Origin of the sequence: Aeromonas sp. 600527, from assembly GCF_049175415.1 — a bacterium.
GTDB classification, from domain to species: Bacteria; Pseudomonadota; Gammaproteobacteria; order Enterobacterales; family Aeromonadaceae; genus Aeromonas; species Aeromonas veronii_A.
In genome coordinates this window covers 107,820-124,100 of sequence record NZ_JAAKVA010000005.1, presented here as the reverse complement: position 1 = coordinate 124,100, position 16,281 = coordinate 107,820, and the positions used below count along the sequence as shown (strand labels likewise).

Genomic DNA, 16,281 nt, shown 5'->3' with positions numbered 1-16,281 from the left:
CAAAATAGCGGAGTTAAATCTTGAGAAACATGACCTCGATCATTCATTTTCTTGCCGAAGATTAATTTGATATGGAGGGAAATGGAAGAGGGAAAAACTACGAGAGGATTCTTATGCGGCCCTTGAATGACAAGGGCCGGAGTCATGAGAGATCAGTTGGCCGGGGTGGCCAGATCCAGGATAAAGGCGTATTCCAGCGCGATATCCTCGTAGGCTTTGAAGCGGCCCGACTTGCCGCCGTGGCCGGCGTCCATGTCGGTGTTCAGTAACAACTTGTTATCATCCGTCTTCAGTTCGCGCAGCTTGGCGACCCACTTGGCGGGCTCCCAATACTGCACTTGCGAGTCGTGCAGTCCGGTGGTGACCAGCAGGTTGGGGTAGGCTTGCGCCTTCACCTGATCGTAGGGGCTGTAGCTCTTCATGTAGTCGTAGTAGCGCTTCTGGTTCGGGTTGCCCCACTCGTCATACTCCCCGGTGGTGAGGGGAATGGACTCGTCCAGCATGGTGGTGACCACATCGACGAACGGCACCTGCGCCACCACGCCGCGATAGAGTTCAGGCGCCTGATTGATGACGGCCCCCATCAGCAGGCCGCCGGCGCTGCCGCCCATGGCGTAGACCTGATCCCTGGCCCCGTAGCCTTGCTCAACCAGCGCCTTGGTGACATCGATAAAGTCATTGAAGGTGTTCTGCTTTTTCAGCAACTTGCCATCTTCGTACCAGTGACGGCCCAGCTCTTCGCCACCCCGGATATGGGCGATGGCGTAGACGAAGCCTCTGTCCAGCAGGCTCAGGCGCGAGCTGCTGAAGTCGGGATCCATGCTGGCGCCGTAGGAGCCGTAGCCATAGACCAGCAGCGGATTCTTGGGCGCATCAGCCAGCTCTTTCTTGAACTTGTCTTTGCGATAGACCAGCGACACCGGCACCGATACGCCGTCGCGGACGGTCACCCAGAGTCGCTCGCTGGCGTACTGGTCGGCCTTGAAGCCGGCCACCGGTTGCTGCTTGAGCAGGGTGCGCTTGCCGCTCGCCATATCCAGCTCATAGGTGGAGGCGGGGGTGGTCATGGAGGAGTAGCCATAGCGCAGGGCGCTGGTATCCGGCTCCGGGTTGTAGGCGAGCCAGGTGACGTAGGCGGGATCGTCGAAGGCGATCTCCTTCTCGTCACCGCTCTGCCAGTTGATCTGGCGCAGTCGGGTCAGCCCCTTGTTGCGCTCTTCCAGTACCAGCCAATCCTTGAACAGGGCGTAGCTCTCCAGCAGCACGTCCGGATTGGGGACAATCACCGCCTTCCAGCGATCGACCGGGCTCTCCTTGGTCTCGTAGAGGCCGAAGTTCTTGCCGTCCTTGTTGGAGCGCACATAGAAGCGGCCGCGGTAGTGATCCAGGCTGTATTCGTGATCCACCTGACGGGGCAGGAACAGGCGGGGGGCGTGCTCCGGCTGGTTGGCATCGATCAGCCGTGCTTCGCCGGTGGTGGTGCTGGAGAGGGCGATGACGATGAAATCTTCCGAGGTGGTGGCGTAGAGGCTGATGTAGAAGGAGTCATCCTTCTCCTCGTAGACCAGCTTGTCCGTGGCCGGATCCGTCCCTAGCGTATGGCGATAGACCTGATAGGGCAGCAGGGTTTGCGGGTGCTTGCGCACATAGAAGACGGTCTTGTTGTCGTTGGCCCACACCAGATTGCCGGAGGTATTTTCCAGTTTGTCGGTGGCCCACTGGCCGCTCTCCAGATCGAGGAACTGGATCTGGTACTGACGACGGGAGAGGAAGTCTTCCGCCACCGCCAGCCAGCGGTTGTTGCGGCTCACCTCAAGGGCGCCGAGGGCATAGAACTCGTGCCCTTCAGCCCGCAGGTTGCTGTCGAGCAGCAGGTTTGCCTGCTCCTCTCCCAGCCTGATGCGGGAGTAGATGGCGTACTCCTTGCCCGGTTCATAGCGGGTCTGGTAGCGGTAGCCATTCTTCACATAGGGCACCGACTCATCCTGCTGGGGGATGCGGGCGACCATCTCTTTGTAAAGCTGTTCGCGCAGGGGTTGGGTCGGCTTGAGGATGGCCTCGGTATAGGCGTTCTCGGCCTTGAGATAGTCCAACACCTCGGGCTTCTGCCGCTCGTCGTCACGCAGCCAGTAGTAGTTGTCGATGCGGGTATCCCCGTGTTTTTTCAGAGTGCGGGGATGTTTGGCGGCCACGGGCGGCTGGATTGGATGTTCGCTTGTCAGCATGGCGGGCTCTTCATTGGCATAAGTGGGGGGGAGAACTGTCAGAAAGGCTAGCAGCAGAACTCCTCGGGAAAAGGTAAACATGTCGCATCCTTGGCGCTGGAAAGGGTTGGTAGACCTGAGCATCGGCTCCATGAATTGGCGTTAAATCTGCCCCTTGTTGCCGGTGGTTGCAAGCAATCCCTTGTTATTGCAGGAAATGTAATCAAAAAAAGCCGCTATCTCGCGATAGCGGCCCTCTTTCTGGCCATGAGCGGCAAGAGTCCGCTCAGGTGTGCCTCACATGATATGGGAGTGCCCTCTCATGACCAGTTTTCGTCAGCCTGGGTAGCTCGACCAGCGGTTGGTCGCGCCCTCGTTGCTGATACTCAGTACCTCATAGGGATGGCCCGGAATATCCATGCCCGGCGCACTCTGGGGCATGCCCGGAATGGTCAGGCCACGGATCGCCGGTTTTTCCCTGAGCAGCTTCTGCACATCGGCGGCCGGTACATGCCCCTCGATCACATAGCCATTTACGATACCGGTATGGCAAGAAGCCAGTTCCGGCGCGATACCGTATTGCTGCTTCACTGCGCCGAGCTGTTCGGTTTCGATGACGTCCAGTTCGAAGCCATTCTGCTCCATGTGCTCGTTCCAGCTTTGGCAGCAACCACAATATTTGGATTTGTAGACGGTCATCTTCTCGGCCGCGAGAGCCGAAAAGCTGACGGTACCGGCCAGCATGGCCAGTAACAGGGGTTTGTACATCACTCACCTCAGATTGAAAGAAAAGATGCCCGATACGGGATGCGTTTCAGATCCGGGTGCGTGGGGGACGTTCGAGCCGCTCGCACGGAGCGTCCGGCATAAAGAGAGAGGGGGAGGCGAAGTCGGGGGTATCCGGTTCCAGCACGGCGACCGTCAGGCTGTCGCTGCCTACCAGTGTCATCGAGAGGGCGGTGGTAAAGCTGCCGCAGGGCATTGCTTTTTCCAGGATGCGCTCGCTCTGGCTGCAGTGGGTGGTCAGGGTACAGAGGTCGGTTGCGGCCCGGCTGCCAAACGACATCAACACCAGCACCAGACTCCACAAGGGGAGCCAGCGACGGGCGTGAGCGAGTTGGCGACGGGTGAGAACCATGGAATGACTCGAAAATAACAAGGGGCACATGGTAACCCTGTGCCCCGGGGGAGGGTCAAGCCCTCCGCATGGTGTCAGTCAGTCAGGATTAAGGTTGCTGACGGGTCGCCGCCAGTACGATCTCGCGCACGCAGACGTTGGCAGGCTGGTTCCAGGCGTAGAGCACGGCATCGGCGATCACTTCCGGCGCAATGACGCCACCCATCTGATCTTTCCAGTCGTGGTAACCGGCCTTGATGCTCTCGTCAGTGGTATGGCTGAGCAGCTCGGTCTCGACCGCACCCGGGGCAATGGTCACCATCCGTACGCCCACATCGGCCACCTCTTCGCGGATGTTCTCGGTCAGGGCGTGCACGGCGAACTTGGTGGCGCAGTAGGCAGCATGGTTCGGGAAGGTCTTGCGACCGGCGATGGAGCTGATGTTGATGATGGTGCCGCTGCGGCGCTCCTTCATGCCTGCCAGCACTGCGTGGACGCCGTTCAGCACCCCCATCACGTTGATGTTGAGCATCTGCTGCCACTCGGCGGGATCCTGCACATCGGCCTGACCCAGCAGCATGACGCCGGCGTTGTTGACCATGCAGCCGACCGGGCCAAATTTGGCTTCTGCCTGCTGGACGGCGGCCTTCATGGCGGCGGTGTCGGTTACATCGACCCCGATGCAGAGGGTATCGGGCAGGTTCAGTGCCTGCATCGGCTCGACCCGGCGGGCCAGCAGTAGCAGCGGATGACCGGCGGCAGAGAAGGCACGGGCGATGGCGGCACCGATCCCGGCGGAGGCACCGGTGATCACGACGAGAGATTTGGACATGGGTCTTTCCTTCTGATTCAAGAGTCGGTTTGAGCAAACAGGTGGCGGGCCAGCACGGAACCCAATCACTATAGTCACTGTATCTATAAGTGATAAATATTGTTTTCCGCTGGTTATCATCTGAAAAAACTATGGTTGGTTTATGCTGGACTTGAGATTGCTGCGTTTCTTCATCGCCATCTATGAAGAGAAGAACATCACGGCGGCGGCCGAGCGCTGCCACGTCAGCCAGCCCTCCCTCTCGGCGGGACTGCGCCAGCTGGAAGAGGCGCTCGGTGACAGCCTGTTTGTCCGGGGCAAGAAGGGGGTGGTGGCGAAAGCTCCGGCCCACTATCTCTATCCCCACGCGGTCAAGCTGGTGGAGGAGGCGCGCCGTCTGCCGGAGCTGTTTCGCCAGAAAGCGACGCGTGCGAGGCTCAATATCGCCATCATGCCGGACTTGAGTCGCCGCCGAGTGGCCGGGCTGCTGCAGCAAGTACAGCGCGTGTTGCCGCAGCTGGATCTCACCCTCTCCGACTACACCACACCCGCCGACTGCCGCTTGACGCTGGATGCCTTGCGCCGGGAGGACGAGATCTTCCTGCCGCTGTGGGAGGAGGATTACGTGCTCTGCGTGCCGGTCGACCATCCCCTGGCCAGTTGCGAAAGGATCGAGCTGGCCGAGCTGCAACATTATGATTTTATTGAGTGCCCGCCCTGCGAAGCGCACCAGCAGACTATCGGCCTGCTGGCCTGTGACCGGCTCACCCTCAATCTGGTGGCCAAGGCCGAGAGCAAGGGGCTGGTGATGGCGCTGGTGCTGGCGGGGGTCGGCATCAGTTTTCTGCCGGACGGGCTGGTGGAGGATGAGGCAGGGCTCTGTACCTTGCCGGTGAGCGGGCCGCGGATGTTTCGCCGGATCGGGCTCTGCTATCCCGCCCACCAGACCCTCAATCCGGCGCTGCGGGAGCTGATCCCCGAGTTGGCAGGTTATGGCGCTTCCTGATAAGGTCGCTTTCCTGTGCACCTTTACGATGCAGCTCCCCAGACTCCCCTTTTCTGTTTACCGTGCCTTGCACTGCAAGGCTTTGTTCGGGTGATGTGGTCATGAAACGCATTCTGGTAATTTTTTCCCATCCCGCTCTGCAGAGCTCGCGGGCCAACAAGCAGCTGTTGCAGGCGATTGAGGGGCTGGAGGGGGTCACGGTTCACGACCTCTATCAGCACTATCCCGACATGTTCATCGATGTGAAGCGGGAGCAGGCGCTGCTCTGTGAGCACGATATCATCGTCTTCCAGCACCCGTTTTACTGGTACTCCTGTCCGGCCATCATGAAGGAGTGGATGGATCTGGTGCTGGAGTATGGCTACGCCTACGGCCCCGAAGCCCACGCCCTCAAGGGCAAGCAGTGGCTGAGCGCCATCACCACCGGCGGGGCGCCGGAGTCCTACTGCAGCGAGGGTTACAACAGCCGACCGCTGCTCGATTTTCTGCTGCCATTTCAGCAGGCGGCCACCTTGTGCGGCATGAACTGGCTGCCGCCTTTTGTGCTGCACTCCTTTCACAAGATCAAGGATCCCGCCGCCCTGCGCCGCTGTGGTCAGGACTATCGCCAGCTGCTTTGCGCCCTGCGTGACGATCAGCTGACCCCGGAGCAACTGGCCGGGCGCCCTTATCTGCGCGACTTGCTGGAGGTGCTCTGATGAAACACGGGCAGCTTGTTGGCCGAGCTTATGAGCCGGATCAGACGTTCATGTGGAGGGCTGACTGATGGGCCACGGGATCCTGTTTGATGCCTTTATCTATCTCTCCGCCGCCGTCATCGCGGTGCCGCTGGCCAAACGCTGGGGGTTGGGCTCGGTGCTCGGCTACCTGCTGGCGGGAATCATCATAGGCCCCTTTCTGCTGGGGCTGGTGGGGGAGCAGAAGGATGTGATGCACTTCGCCGAGTTTGGCGTGGTGCTGATGCTGTTTCTGGTCGGTCTTGAATTGCGTCCGGCCCTCTTGTGGCAGTTGAAGGGGCCGATCCTCGGCACCGGCGGCCTGCAGGTGCTGCTTACCACGGCTGCGCTGACCGGCGTGGCGCACCTGATCGGTCTGCCGCTGCAACAGGGGTTGGCCATCGGCCTCATTTTGGCGCTCTCCTCCACCGCCATCGTTCTGCAGAGCCTGCAGGAGCGCAAGCTGATGCAGAGCGAGAGCGGTCGCTCCGCCTTTGCGGTGCTGCTGTTTCAGGATATTGCGGTCATTCCGATCCTGGCGCTGCTGCCGCTGCTGGCCATGGCGCCGGTCGCCAGCAATGGCGGCTCCGAGCTGGCGGGGTGGCAGCATGGTCTGCTGGTAGTCGCGGCCATCTCCGGCATCGTGCTGGGTGGCCACTACCTGATGCGGCCGGTATTTCGTGCCATCGCCCAGTCCCATATGCGGGAGATCTTCGTCGCCGCCGCTCTGCTGCTGGTGATCGCCATCGCGGTGCTGATGGAGTCGGTGGGGCTCTCGCCCGCTCTCGGCTCCTTCCTCGCCGGTGTGGTTCTGGCCGACAGCGAATATCGCCATGAGCTGGAGGCGGACATTGAGCCGTTCAAGGGCTTGCTGCTCGGCCTCTTCTTTATGTCGGTGGGGGCGGGGATCGACTTCGGGCTGTTTGCCGAACACCCTTTCCTCATCCCGACGCTGGTGGTTGGCCTGATGGTGCTCAAATGGCTGGTGTTGATGGCGCTCGGCTTTATCATCCGTATCTCGCCGAGTCAACGCTGGACCTTCGCGCTGGCGCTCGCACAGGGCGGCGAGTTTGCCTTCGTGCTCTTCTCGTTTGCCGCCCAGAACCGGGTGCTGCCCGGCGAGACCATCTCGCTGCTGACGCTGGTGGTGGCGCTCTCGATGGCGCTCACCCCGCTGCTGCTGATCCTCAACGATCGGGTGATCCAGCCCTGGTTCGATTACCGTAACCAGAGCGACGCACCGCAGCATGAGCAACCTGAGCTGGTGGAGCATCCGGTGATCATCGCGGGCTTCGGCCGCTTCGGTCAGATCGTGGGGCGTCTGCTGCACGGTCACGGCATCGGTACCACCATCCTCGAGCAGGATGCTAGCCAGATAGAGACCCTGCGCAAGTATGGCTATCAGGTCTTCTATGGCGATGCCAGCCGGATCGATCTGCTCCATGCCGCAGGGGCGCACAAGGCGAAGCTGCTGGTGCTCTCCATCAACGATCCAGCTACCTCGCTGGCGGTGATCGAGATGGTGCAGAAGCACTTCCCGCACCTGAAGATCCTGGCGCGAGCGCTGGATCGACCCCATGCCCACGAGATCCTGCGCCACGGGGTCGAGAGCGTGCACCGGGAAACCCTGGGCTCGGCGGTCGATCTGGGGGTGGAAGCCCTGACCCAGCTCGGTTTTCGGGCCAACCAGGCCTGGCGGGCGGGGCAGACCTTCAAGCAGCACGATAACTGGCTGTTGCGTGAGCAGGTCAACTATCTGGACGACGAACACACTTATATCAACAAGAGCCTGCAATACCGGGAGATCCTCTCCGATCTGTTGCAAGACGACGAGGAGGGGCAGGAGCGTATCCATGCCCACAACTGGAACAGCGGGCTACCCGACGACGACAAGGAAGCAAAATGATTGCCTATTATCCCATGTTCAAACACCTGCATATGACGCTGGCGCTGGTCAGTCTGCTGCTCTTTATCTATCGCTGGAGTCTGGCGCTGGCCGGCAGCGATCGGTTGCAGCAGAAGTGGCTGAAGATCCTGCCCCATATCAACGACACCTTCCTGCTGCTGTTTGGCGTGCTGCTGGCGGTGACCTTGCAGCTGAGCCCCGGCCAGCAGCCCTGGCTGATGGCCAAGCTGATTGCACTGGTGCTCTATATCGGTCTGGGTGTCATGGCACTCAAGCGCCCGGCCCGCGGTCAGAAGCTGGTGGCCGGTGTGGCGGCGCTGGCGGTGTTTGGCTACATGGTCGGTGCGGCCATCACCAAGTCAGCCTGGTCGTGGCTGATGTGATTGAGCTTGGAGGGAGGATTGCCTCCCTCCGGCTATTTCAAAAGAACAGATTCAGAAAAATCCTATTCCCCTTGATGTTAGCCTGCCTCTCCACTTAGTTTTCTTCGTGATGGTTAGCTTGTCTTAAAGTGTTAAGTTTGCCGTGCTAAGTGATTTTTATATTATAAATCATGTACATGAGTTGCTTTGTATGAAAATGGCGACAGTTGTCGCCGCAAAACTTGCGACATAGACTGTCGCAAGTTGCGACTAGGATACGATCAACGCTAAACCAGTGAAGGCATGCACCATGAGTAAGAAGCTGTTACGACAACTGACCTTGGCGCGTTGCATCCCGCACCGCCCTTACAAGCTGACCGCCAGCCAACTTCAGGTAAAACTGGAAGAGGAAGGCATCCACGTCAGTCTGCGTACCGTGCAACGGGACCTGGAGGAGATGTCCGGCATGGGACTGTTCGACCTCACCTCGGACGAGCGCAGTAAACCCCATGGCTGGTGCTTCGAGCGCCACGGCCTCAATGACTTTGCCAATATCATGCCCCTCTCGCTGGCAGTGGCCCTGAAAACCTGGAGTGATCAGGCGAGCCAACTGTTACCGGCGAGTGTATTGACCGAATTGAACCCGCTGGTCGACAAAGCGAGTCAGGTGATCCGCGACAGCCAGAGCGAACTGGCCGAACGCTGGCTGGAGAGTGTCCACCAGTCACCGCGTCCGTTTGCCGGCAACCCGGAGATCCGCCGCAGCACCTTGATCCGCGATGCGCTCTGGCGTGGTCGCAAGTTCAGTGCCGAGATCCAGCGCGTGATCAAAGAGCGCACCGTGTGGCTCTGCTACGACCGTATCAACCCGCTCGGCATTCTCAATCAGCCGGACGGTCCGATCCTGCTCTGCACTCTCTCAGAGCTGGATCCCAAGGTCTACGGCATCCCGTTTGACCATATCAAGAATGTGGAGCTGACCAACTTCAGCGCCACCCAGCCGAAGGATTTCAATATTCAGAAGCTGATCCGAGATCAGGGTTATCAGGATGTGAGCGGCCCGATCCGTTTCGTCGGCCGGATCGATGCCAACAGCCAGTCGCTGCTGGATAACCAGATCCCCGGCAACAATCCGCGCATGACCCGCTATGACAAGCGCAGCGTGGTGGTGGAGACCGAAGTGCAGGACACCCCGGAGTTTCGCAGCTGGTTGAACAATATCAGCGGTGAACTGGAGGTGCTGGCGCCGGAATCGCTGCGCAAGGCCTATCTCAATCCGGCCAACCGCTTGAGCTGATTAAGAAATTGCATGTGAAGAGTCGAGCCTGGTCTCGGCTCTTTTTTTGCTTTTTTTTTAAGCATATTTATTCAACTAATTTTTAAGTCTTAACGACAGGATTGAACCGTTTTCCTGCCCCGTTTTTGGGGGCGAATCCCGTGTAAGAGATCTGCCATAGCCACTGTAAGAGGCTGGCGCTTTGAACCGTACGCGAAGCCATGCCAGAATGATCGAGCTTTCCTGTGAAACTAATTAACTTGCTGATATTGAAGGGTTAGTTTTTAAGTTTGTTTTTTGAAATGGGAGCGGCATCAGATCTTTATCATCGGATGGCCCTTGTTCGGGGTCCGCATTTCCTTACTATGGGTCTCACAAGGACGGAGCTGGTCCGGCAGGATGCAGGGCAGCGCATAAAGATGGAATAGTCCGCAGGATGTGGACAAGGGACACCTCAGGATGAGCTCGATAATCAGGATGATTATCGTCACGGATGAATAAGGAACACCGCAGGACGCGGCAGGACACTCTCGGGATGAGAGCAGAACGAACGGAACCTCGTTCTTCAGGATGAACAGGACCTCGCCGGATGCGAGAGGAATACTTCAAGATGAAGTGAGATAACCCGGATGGTTATCTGTCAGGAAGACGCAAGGACCCCCACAGGACGTGGTAATGGACACCTCCAGGATGGAGACAGTGAAGCAGTTCAGGATGAATTGCCAGGCCAGGAACGCCGCAGGACATGCCAACGGATTGGAAAGGGGATATTCCAAAGGATTAGGATAAAGTCAGGGATTGCAGGGAGCATTGCAGTTCTAAGGACAGGACGACACGACTCTAGGGGACGGCTACCGCCGTCCCCTTTTCTTTTATGGTTTGTCCGAGAGATTACCTCGCTGGGCGGCGTTGACGATCTCTTGCAGGCGCTGACGAATGTCGACCATGCCAAACACGCCAAAGATCAGCACAGTGACAAATTCGGCCTTGGTGACCGCGAAGTAGCGTTTGCAAGCTGCCTTGATCATGCTGGCCTGCAGCCAGTGCAGCAGGGCGACAATCACGCCACAGACCGGCAGAAAGCCGTTGAGTTTGCCGGGTAGCGGGGCAATCAGGCTCACCAGTACGCCAAACCAGAAGAACAGTATCAGCCCCATCGCCAACAGATTAAAGACCCGCTTCATTGTTTACCTCCCGTAGATAGAGTTGATAACAGACCTGACCTGCCTGCTTGTCCTTGAGTAGTTGCCAACTGGCGGGCAGCGCCAGATCGGCCATCTCTTTTTCCCGCTCCAGATAGATCAGGGCGTCCGGTGCCAGCCAGCCGCGCTGCTCCAGCAGTTCGCACACTTGCGGCAGCAGCTCGCGGCGAAACGGCGGATCGAGGAACACCAGATCAAACGGCGTGGCTGGGCCTTGCAGCCAGCTCACTGCATCTGACTGGATCACCTGACCCTGACTGCTGCCGAGGGCGGTCAGGTTCTTCTTGATCTGGTCCGCGGCCCCTTTGTCCATCTCGATCAGGGTCACCTGCTCGGCATAGCGCGACAGCGCCTCCAGCCCGAGTCCGCCGCTACCGGCAAACAGATCCAGGCAGCGGGTGCCGCGAATGTGGGGGGCCAGCCAGTTGAAGATGGTCTCCTTGACGCGATCCGTGGTGGGCCTGAGCCCCTCCACATCCTTGACCGGCAATTTGCGGCCTCGCCACTGGCCGCTGATGATTCTTACAAAGCCCGATTTTCCTTGCGGGGCGGGACTCTTGCTCGGGTTGCTACGGCTGGATTTCACTCTGGGCATCGCGTTTCATCGTCAGAAAATAAAGTGGTAGTATAAGGCGGTTCATTTTTATGCCGACCCGCCAAGGGACGGCTATCTTAGCAGTCAGCCTTTGATGTGAGTATTTTTAGATGGCAAAAGGTTTGTTTTCCTGGCTGGGTTTCGGCCGCAAGAAAGAAGAGGCTGAGGCTGTCCAACCACAGACACCCCAAGCCACCCCCGTTACCGTTGAGCCCGAGGTCACTGCTACCCCCGCTCCCGTTTCCGATATAACTGTTTCCGATAGTACGCCGGCTGTTGCCCCCGAAGTGCCTGCCAGCGCACAGAATCCCGTTTTGCAAGATGATTGCTGCCTGCCGACCGAGCTGGACGACCACGGCCCGCTGGTGGTGGAGGAGTGCGCCTCCGATCTGGAGCCGGTGATCGTCAACGAAGCGCTGATCGCCGAAGAGGAACGTGCCGCTGAAGCCGCTCGCACTGCCGCAGAAGCACAAGCTGCTGAAGCGGCTCGCATCGCTGCCGAAGCTCGCGCCGCGGAAGAATCTCGCATTGCCGCCGAAGCCCGCGCCGCGGAAGAGGCTCGTATCGCGGCCGAAGCCCGCGCTGCAGAAGATGCTCGTATCGCCGCCGAGGCTCGCGCCGCAGAAGAGGCCCGCATCGCCGCCGAAGCTCGCGCCGCGGAAGAATCTCGCATTGCCGCCGAAGCCCGTGCCGCGGAAGATGCTCGTATCGCCGCCGAAGCCCGCGCTGCGGAAGAGGCTCGCATTGCTGCCGAGGCTCGCGCTGCAGAGGAGGCTCGCATTGCTGCCGAAGCTCGCGCTGTGGAAGAGGCTCGCATTGCTGCCGAGGCTCGCGCCGCGGAAGAGGCTCGCATTGCTGCCGAAGTCCGCACAGCGGAAGAAGCTCGCATTGCCGCCGAAGCTCAGGCTGCGGAAGAGGCTCGTATTGCCGCTGAAGCTCAGGCTGCGGAAGAAGCCCGTATCGCCAAAGAGGCCCAGCGCGCGGAAGATATGCGCCTGGTCGCCGCGATGGAGGCTGAGGCCGCTGCACTGGCTGCTCTGCCATTGGCCGCCAAGGTGGACGACGACACCCAGGACAAACCGCAGCGGGAGGGCTTCTTTGCTCGCCTCAAGCGCAGTCTGGTACGCACCAAGGAGAATATCGGCTCCGGTTTCTTCGGCCTGTTCCGTGGCAAGAAGATCGACGATGAGCTGTTTGAGGAGCTGGAAACCCAGCTGCTGACCGCCGATCTCGGTGTGGATACCACCACTCGCATCATCGAAGGGCTGGTGCAGCACGCGGATCGCAAGCAGCTCAAGGATGCCGAGGCGCTCTACGGCCTGCTTAAGCAGGACATGGGCGAGATGCTGGCCAAGGTGGAGCAGCCGCTGGTGATCGACACCAGCAAGAAGCCTTATGTGATCCTGATGGTCGGCGTAAACGGCGTCGGCAAGACCACCACCATCGGCAAGCTGGCCAAGCAGTTCCAGGCCGAGGGCAAGAGCGTGATGCTGGCGGCGGGTGACACCTTCCGTGCTGCCGCTGTCGAACAGCTGCAGGTTTGGGGTCAGCGCAACAACATTCCGGTGATTGCCCAGCATACCGGTGCCGACTCCGCCTCCGTTATTTATGACGCCATCGAGGCCGCCCGTTCCCGCGGGGCTGACGTGCTGATCGCCGACACCGCCGGCCGCCTGCAGAACAAGAGCAACCTGATGGAAGAGCTCAAGAAGGTGGTGCGGGTGATGAAGAAGCTGGACGATGCGGCGCCCCACGAGATCATGCTGACACTGGATGCGGGCACCGGCCAGAACGCCCTGAGCCAGGCCAAGCTGTTCAGCGAGGCGGTGGGCCTGACCGGCATTACCCTCACCAAGCTGGATGGCACGGCCAAGGGCGGCGTCATCTTTGCGGTGGCCGACAAGTTCCAGATCCCGATCCGCTACATTGGGGTGGGCGAGGGGATCGACGATCTGCGTCCCTTCGTTGCCAACGACTTCATCGAGGCGCTCTTCAGCCGCGATGAATAAGTCCGGCCGCGATGAGTCAGCTCAGCCGTGATGAGTAAGTGTTCCATGCCCCGACTCCGGTCGGGGTTTGTCAATTTCAGGGAACCGTTATGATTCGTTTTGACAAGGTCAGCAAGGTATACAGCGGCGGCCATCAGGCGCTGCAAAAGGTCAGCTTTCACCTGCGCAAGGGGGAGATGGCTTTTCTGACCGGGCACTCGGGGGCGGGCAAGAGTACCCTCCTCAAACTGATCAGCGTGATGGAGCGTCCGACCGATGGTCGCGTCTTCTTTCATGGTGATGATGTCAGCCATATCCAGCGCAGCCAGATCCCCTATGTTCGCCGCCAGATCGGGATGATCTTTCAGGATCACCGCCTGCTGATGGACAGAACCGTGTTCGACAACGTGGCGCTGCCGCTGGTGATCGATGGTTACAGCCATGCGGACATCAACAAGCGGGTGGCGGCGGCGCTGGACAAGGTGGGGCTGCTCGGCAAGGAGCGCTACCAGCCGCGCATGCTCTCCGGTGGTGAGCAGCAGCGGGTCGGTATCGCCCGCGCCATCGTCAACAAGCCGCCGCTGCTGCTGGCGGATGAACCGACCGGCAACCTGGATCCCCAGCTCTCCATGGACATCATGCGGCTATTTCAGGAGTTCAACAATTTTGGGGTCTCGGTACTGATTGCCACCCACGATCTGGGGCTGATCGCCCGCATGCGCTATCGCACCCTGACCCTCAAGGCGGGTCGCATGTATTCGGCCGGGGAGGAGCTCTGATGGCTATCGTTCGTCATAAACAACCGCCACTGCGCCGTCTGATGATGTACGGGGTTGACCATGTGCGGCAGGCGTTTGCCAGTCTCGGAGAGTTGTGGCGCAATCCGCTCGCCTCCCTGATGACGCTGGCGGTGCTTGGCGTCAGCTTGGCACTGCCCTCCTGTTTCCATGTGCTGCTGAAAAACGCCGAGGTGGTGGAGGGGAGCTGGCAGAGCAGTTCCCAGATCTCCCTTTACCTGCGCAAGGATCTGCCGGAGCAGAGCATTCTCGATCTGCAGCACCGGATCCTGCTCTATCCCGAGGTGGATTCGGTCACCTACCTGAGCCGTGACGATGCGTTGCGGGAGTTTCGCGAGATCTCCGGCTTCGGCGATGCTCTCGACTACCTCGACAGCAACCCGCTGCCGCCAGTGTTGAGCGTCATTCCGGATCCGCGCTGGCAGAATCCGGAAGGGGCCGCCGAGTTGCTCGGCAAGCTAAACAATGAGGATGGGGTCGAGCAGGGCAAGCTGGATCTGCAGTGGCTGACTCGCCTGCAGGGGATCATGAACCTGCTGCGCCACACCATTACCGGCATCGCGGTGCTGCTGCTCTCCGCCGTGCTGCTGATCGTCGGCAATACCCTGCGTCTCAACATCCTCAACCAGCGCTCAGAGATTGAGGTGCTCAAGCTGGTGGGGGCAACTGATGCCTTCATCCATCGCCCTTTCCTCTATACCGGCATCTGGTTCGGGGTGATTGGTGGCATGTTGGCCTGGTGGTTGACCGAGGTGATGGTAATCTGGAGCGAAGGGGTAGTTAAGGAGCTTGCGGGCTTGTATAACAGTAACTTCCGGTTGGTTGGCATGGGTCTGGTGGACGGGGTGAACCTGATCCTGCTGGGGGCTCTGCTGGGGCTGATCGCATCATGGTTTTCAGTTCATCGTCACATTCGCGATATAGAGCCATCCTGATTAATTTATTATCAAAGTAAATCGCTGGATTTTGAGAGGTGGATCAAGTAAAAGAAGGTCCGTTTCTGGCTTGACCCCCTTAGTCAGAGTATTCTGAATTAAATAAGATCTCTCGGATCTTTTATGGATCCACGGAACCTTCTGATTTATAAGCAGTCTATTAGGCTGAAGCATTTATACGAGTGTGGCCCCTCTGCCTTGCTCGTCAGACTTGGCAAGCATGTGAAGGTTGCGAGCTCCGCAACAATGGACTTAGCATGCTACTTTTCGGGGGTCCTTCATTGTGACCCCTTTTTTTTGACTGTTCATTCATGATTCATCCTGCAGGCATAAGATAAGCCGGTCTAAAGCTGGACATGTTCTTTGATAGACGCCGCAGAATGACATCAGGTCAGTAGACAGACCCAATCTGGGTGTTAGACTGATTCGATTGAAAAGTAAGAGGTAACAGATGGGAACTTCATTGCAGCGCACTATGGCTTTGATTCCGCAAGGTAGTTTGGAAGGCTATATCCAGGCAGTCAACTCGATTCCGGTGCTGAGCGCAGAGGAAGAGCGTGAGCTGGCTGAGCGTTTGCAGCAGGATGGCGACCTTGAGGCTGCTCGTCAGCTGGTCATGTCGCACCTGCGCTTTGTCGTTCATGTCGCCAAAAGTTATGCCGGTTACGGTCTGCCCCAGGCCGACCTGGTGCAGGAAGGCAACATCGGCCTGATGAAGGCGGTCAAGCGCTTCGACCCGAGTGTCGGCGTGCGCCTGGTCTCCTTTGCCGTGCACTGGATCAAGGCCGAAATCCACGAATATGTTCTGCGCAACTGGCGCATGGTCAAGGTGGCGACCACCAAGGCCCAGCGCAAGCTCTTCTTCAACCTGCGCAAATCCAAAAAACGTCTGGGCTGGCTGAACCACGAAGAGGTTCAGGCAGTGGCGGCCGATCTAGGCGTTTCTGCCGCTGACGTGACCGAGATGGAAGCGCGCATGAGCAACTATGATCAAGCCTTCGACCTGGTCGGTGATGATGACGAAGAGGGTGGTTTCGCACCGGTCCACTATCTGGAGGACAAATCCTCCGATCTGGCTGCGACCATCGAGAACGACAACTGGGACGACCATGCGACCCGTCGCCTGAGCTCGGCTCTGGCTACTTTGGACGAGCGCAGCCAGCACATCATCCGAGCCCGCTGGCTCGACGATGAGAGCAAGACCACTCTGCAGGAGCTGGCCGATACCTACGGCGTTTCTGCCGAGCGAGTGCGCCAGCTTGAGAAGAATGCGCTCAAGAAGCTGAAAGATGCCATGGAAGCCTGATGCTTCCTCTCATAAAAACAGGGCCTAATGGCCCTGTTTTTGTTTTGCAGGGGGCTGGTC

The 16,281-nt window shown here is 59.1% G+C and carries 15 protein-coding genes; 9 read left to right on the top strand and 6 right to left on the bottom strand.

Annotated elements, in window-relative coordinates; translation table 11 throughout:
- Positions 1–152 precede the first annotated feature (152 nt).
- The 4 genes from G5154_RS08990 to G5154_RS08975 all read right to left on the bottom strand — a co-directional run bounded on the left by G5154_RS08990 (position 153) and on the right by G5154_RS08975 (position 4,153).
- Entirely contained in the window at positions 153–2,306 is a 2,154-nt protein-coding gene (locus G5154_RS08990) for a S9 family peptidase (RefSeq protein WP_421250843.1), read from the bottom strand.
- A gap of 234 nt (positions 2,307–2,540) precedes the next feature.
- Positions 2,541–2,972 carry a DUF411 domain-containing protein gene (locus tag G5154_RS08985; protein WP_005348551.1) on the bottom strand — a complete coding sequence of 144 codons (432 nt, stop codon included), beginning with the start codon at positions 2,970–2,972 and terminating at the stop codon, positions 2,541–2,543.
- A gap of 46 nt (positions 2,973–3,018) precedes the next feature.
- Positions 3,019–3,342, bottom strand: coding sequence for a hypothetical protein (locus tag G5154_RS08980; RefSeq protein ID WP_421250842.1), 324 nt, complete (start codon positions 3,340–3,342; stop codon positions 3,019–3,021).
- 88 nt (positions 3,343–3,430) lie between these two features.
- Positions 3,431–4,153: an SDR family oxidoreductase gene (locus tag G5154_RS08975; RefSeq protein ID WP_005348556.1), complete on the bottom strand. Its 723-nt coding sequence runs from the start codon at positions 4,151–4,153 to the stop codon at positions 3,431–3,433.
- A 142-nt stretch (positions 4,154–4,295) separates the two neighbouring features.
- Here G5154_RS08975 and G5154_RS08970 point away from each other — a divergent pair, with 142 nt between their 5' ends.
- The 5 genes from G5154_RS08970 to G5154_RS08950 all read left to right on the top strand — a co-directional run bounded on the left by G5154_RS08970 (position 4,296) and on the right by G5154_RS08950 (position 9,419).
- A complete protein-coding gene (locus G5154_RS08970) occupies positions 4,296–5,138 on the top strand; it encodes a LysR family transcriptional regulator (RefSeq protein ID WP_421250841.1) in 843 nt (280 codons plus the stop codon).
- Positions 5,139–5,239: 101 nt separating this feature from the next.
- Positions 5,240–5,836: an NAD(P)H-dependent oxidoreductase gene (locus G5154_RS08965; protein WP_005339958.1), complete on the top strand. Its 597-nt coding sequence runs from the start codon at positions 5,240–5,242 to the stop codon at positions 5,834–5,836.
- A 67-nt stretch (positions 5,837–5,903) separates the two neighbouring features.
- Positions 5,904–7,760, top strand: coding sequence for a monovalent cation:proton antiporter-2 (CPA2) family protein (locus tag G5154_RS08960; RefSeq protein ID WP_005357666.1), 1,857 nt, complete (start codon positions 5,904–5,906; stop codon positions 7,758–7,760).
- A complete protein-coding gene (locus tag G5154_RS08955) occupies positions 7,757–8,143 on the top strand; it encodes a SirB2 family protein (RefSeq protein ID WP_005342850.1) in 387 nt (128 codons plus the stop codon). The genes G5154_RS08960 and G5154_RS08955 overlap by 4 nt, the downstream gene beginning before the upstream one ends.
- A 289-nt stretch (positions 8,144–8,432) precedes the next feature.
- Positions 8,433–9,419, top strand: coding sequence for a helix-turn-helix transcriptional regulator (locus G5154_RS08950; protein ID WP_005342851.1), 987 nt, complete (start codon positions 8,433–8,435; stop codon positions 9,417–9,419).
- A gap of 851 nt (positions 9,420–10,270) precedes the next feature.
- Here G5154_RS08950 and G5154_RS08945 read toward each other — a convergent pair.
- On the bottom strand, positions 10,271–10,582 hold the full coding sequence (locus tag G5154_RS08945; protein WP_005342853.1) for a DUF1145 domain-containing protein: 312 nt from the start codon (positions 10,580–10,582) through the stop codon (positions 10,271–10,273).
- The gene (gene rsmD / locus G5154_RS08940) at positions 10,566–11,195 is read right to left on the bottom strand and encodes a 16S rRNA (guanine(966)-N(2))-methyltransferase RsmD (RefSeq protein ID WP_042081417.1); all 630 of its coding nucleotides are present in this window, start codon (positions 11,193–11,195) and stop codon (positions 10,566–10,568) included. Before rsmD ends, G5154_RS08945 begins: the two co-directional genes overlap by 17 nt.
- 110 nt (positions 11,196–11,305) lie before the next feature.
- Here rsmD and ftsY point away from each other — a divergent pair, with 110 nt between their 5' ends.
- The 4 genes from ftsY to rpoH all read left to right on the top strand — a co-directional run bounded on the left by ftsY (position 11,306) and on the right by rpoH (position 16,221).
- Positions 11,306–13,204, top strand: coding sequence for a signal recognition particle-docking protein FtsY (gene ftsY, locus G5154_RS08935; protein WP_421250840.1), 1,899 nt, complete (start codon positions 11,306–11,308; stop codon positions 13,202–13,204).
- Between the two features lie 89 nt (positions 13,205–13,293).
- Complete coding sequence (gene ftsE / locus G5154_RS08930) at positions 13,294–13,962, top strand: cell division ATP-binding protein FtsE (protein WP_005339995.1); 669 nt, start codon at positions 13,294–13,296, stop codon at positions 13,960–13,962.
- Entirely contained in the window at positions 13,962–14,915 is a 954-nt protein-coding gene (ftsX, locus tag G5154_RS08925) for a permease-like cell division protein FtsX (RefSeq protein WP_421250839.1), read from the top strand. Before ftsE ends, ftsX begins: the two co-directional genes overlap by 1 nt.
- 451 nt (positions 14,916–15,366) lie before the next feature.
- A complete protein-coding gene (rpoH, locus tag G5154_RS08920) occupies positions 15,367–16,221 on the top strand; it encodes an RNA polymerase sigma factor RpoH (RefSeq protein ID WP_005342862.1) in 855 nt (284 codons plus the stop codon).
- Positions 16,222–16,281: the final 60 nt, after the last annotated feature.

Coding starts and splice junctions, on each gene's coding strand:
- G5154_RS08985 (WP_005348551.1), bottom strand. CDS start 2,972: ATGTACAAACCCCTGTTACTGGCCATGCTGGCCGGTACCGTCAGCTTT.
- G5154_RS08980 (WP_421250842.1), bottom strand. CDS start 3,342: ATGGTTCTCACCCGTCGCCAACTCGCTCACGCCCGTCGCTGGCTCCCC.
- G5154_RS08975 (WP_005348556.1), bottom strand. CDS start 4,153: ATGTCCAAATCTCTCGTCGTGATCACCGGTGCCTCCGCCGGGATCGGT.
- G5154_RS08955 (WP_005342850.1), top strand. CDS start 7,757: ATGATTGCCTATTATCCCATGTTCAAACACCTGCATATGACGCTGGCG.
- G5154_RS08950 (WP_005342851.1), top strand. CDS start 8,433: ATGAGTAAGAAGCTGTTACGACAACTGACCTTGGCGCGTTGCATCCCG.
- G5154_RS08965 (WP_005339958.1), top strand. CDS start 5,240: ATGAAACGCATTCTGGTAATTTTTTCCCATCCCGCTCTGCAGAGCTCG.
- ftsY (WP_421250840.1), top strand. CDS start 11,306: ATGGCAAAAGGTTTGTTTTCCTGGCTGGGTTTCGGCCGCAAGAAAGAA.
- ftsX (WP_421250839.1), top strand. CDS start 13,962: ATGGCTATCGTTCGTCATAAACAACCGCCACTGCGCCGTCTGATGATG.
- G5154_RS08960 (WP_005357666.1), top strand. CDS start 5,904: ATGGGCCACGGGATCCTGTTTGATGCCTTTATCTATCTCTCCGCCGCC.
- G5154_RS08990 (WP_421250843.1), bottom strand. CDS start 2,306: ATGTTTACCTTTTCCCGAGGAGTTCTGCTGCTAGCCTTTCTGACAGTT.
- G5154_RS08945 (WP_005342853.1), bottom strand. CDS start 10,582: ATGAAGCGGGTCTTTAATCTGTTGGCGATGGGGCTGATACTGTTCTTC.
- rpoH (WP_005342862.1), top strand. CDS start 15,367: ATGGGAACTTCATTGCAGCGCACTATGGCTTTGATTCCGCAAGGTAGT.
- rsmD (WP_042081417.1), bottom strand. CDS start 11,195: ATGCCCAGAGTGAAATCCAGCCGTAGCAACCCGAGCAAGAGTCCCGCC.
- ftsE (WP_005339995.1), top strand. CDS start 13,294: ATGATTCGTTTTGACAAGGTCAGCAAGGTATACAGCGGCGGCCATCAG.
- G5154_RS08970 (WP_421250841.1), top strand. CDS start 4,296: ATGCTGGACTTGAGATTGCTGCGTTTCTTCATCGCCATCTATGAAGAG.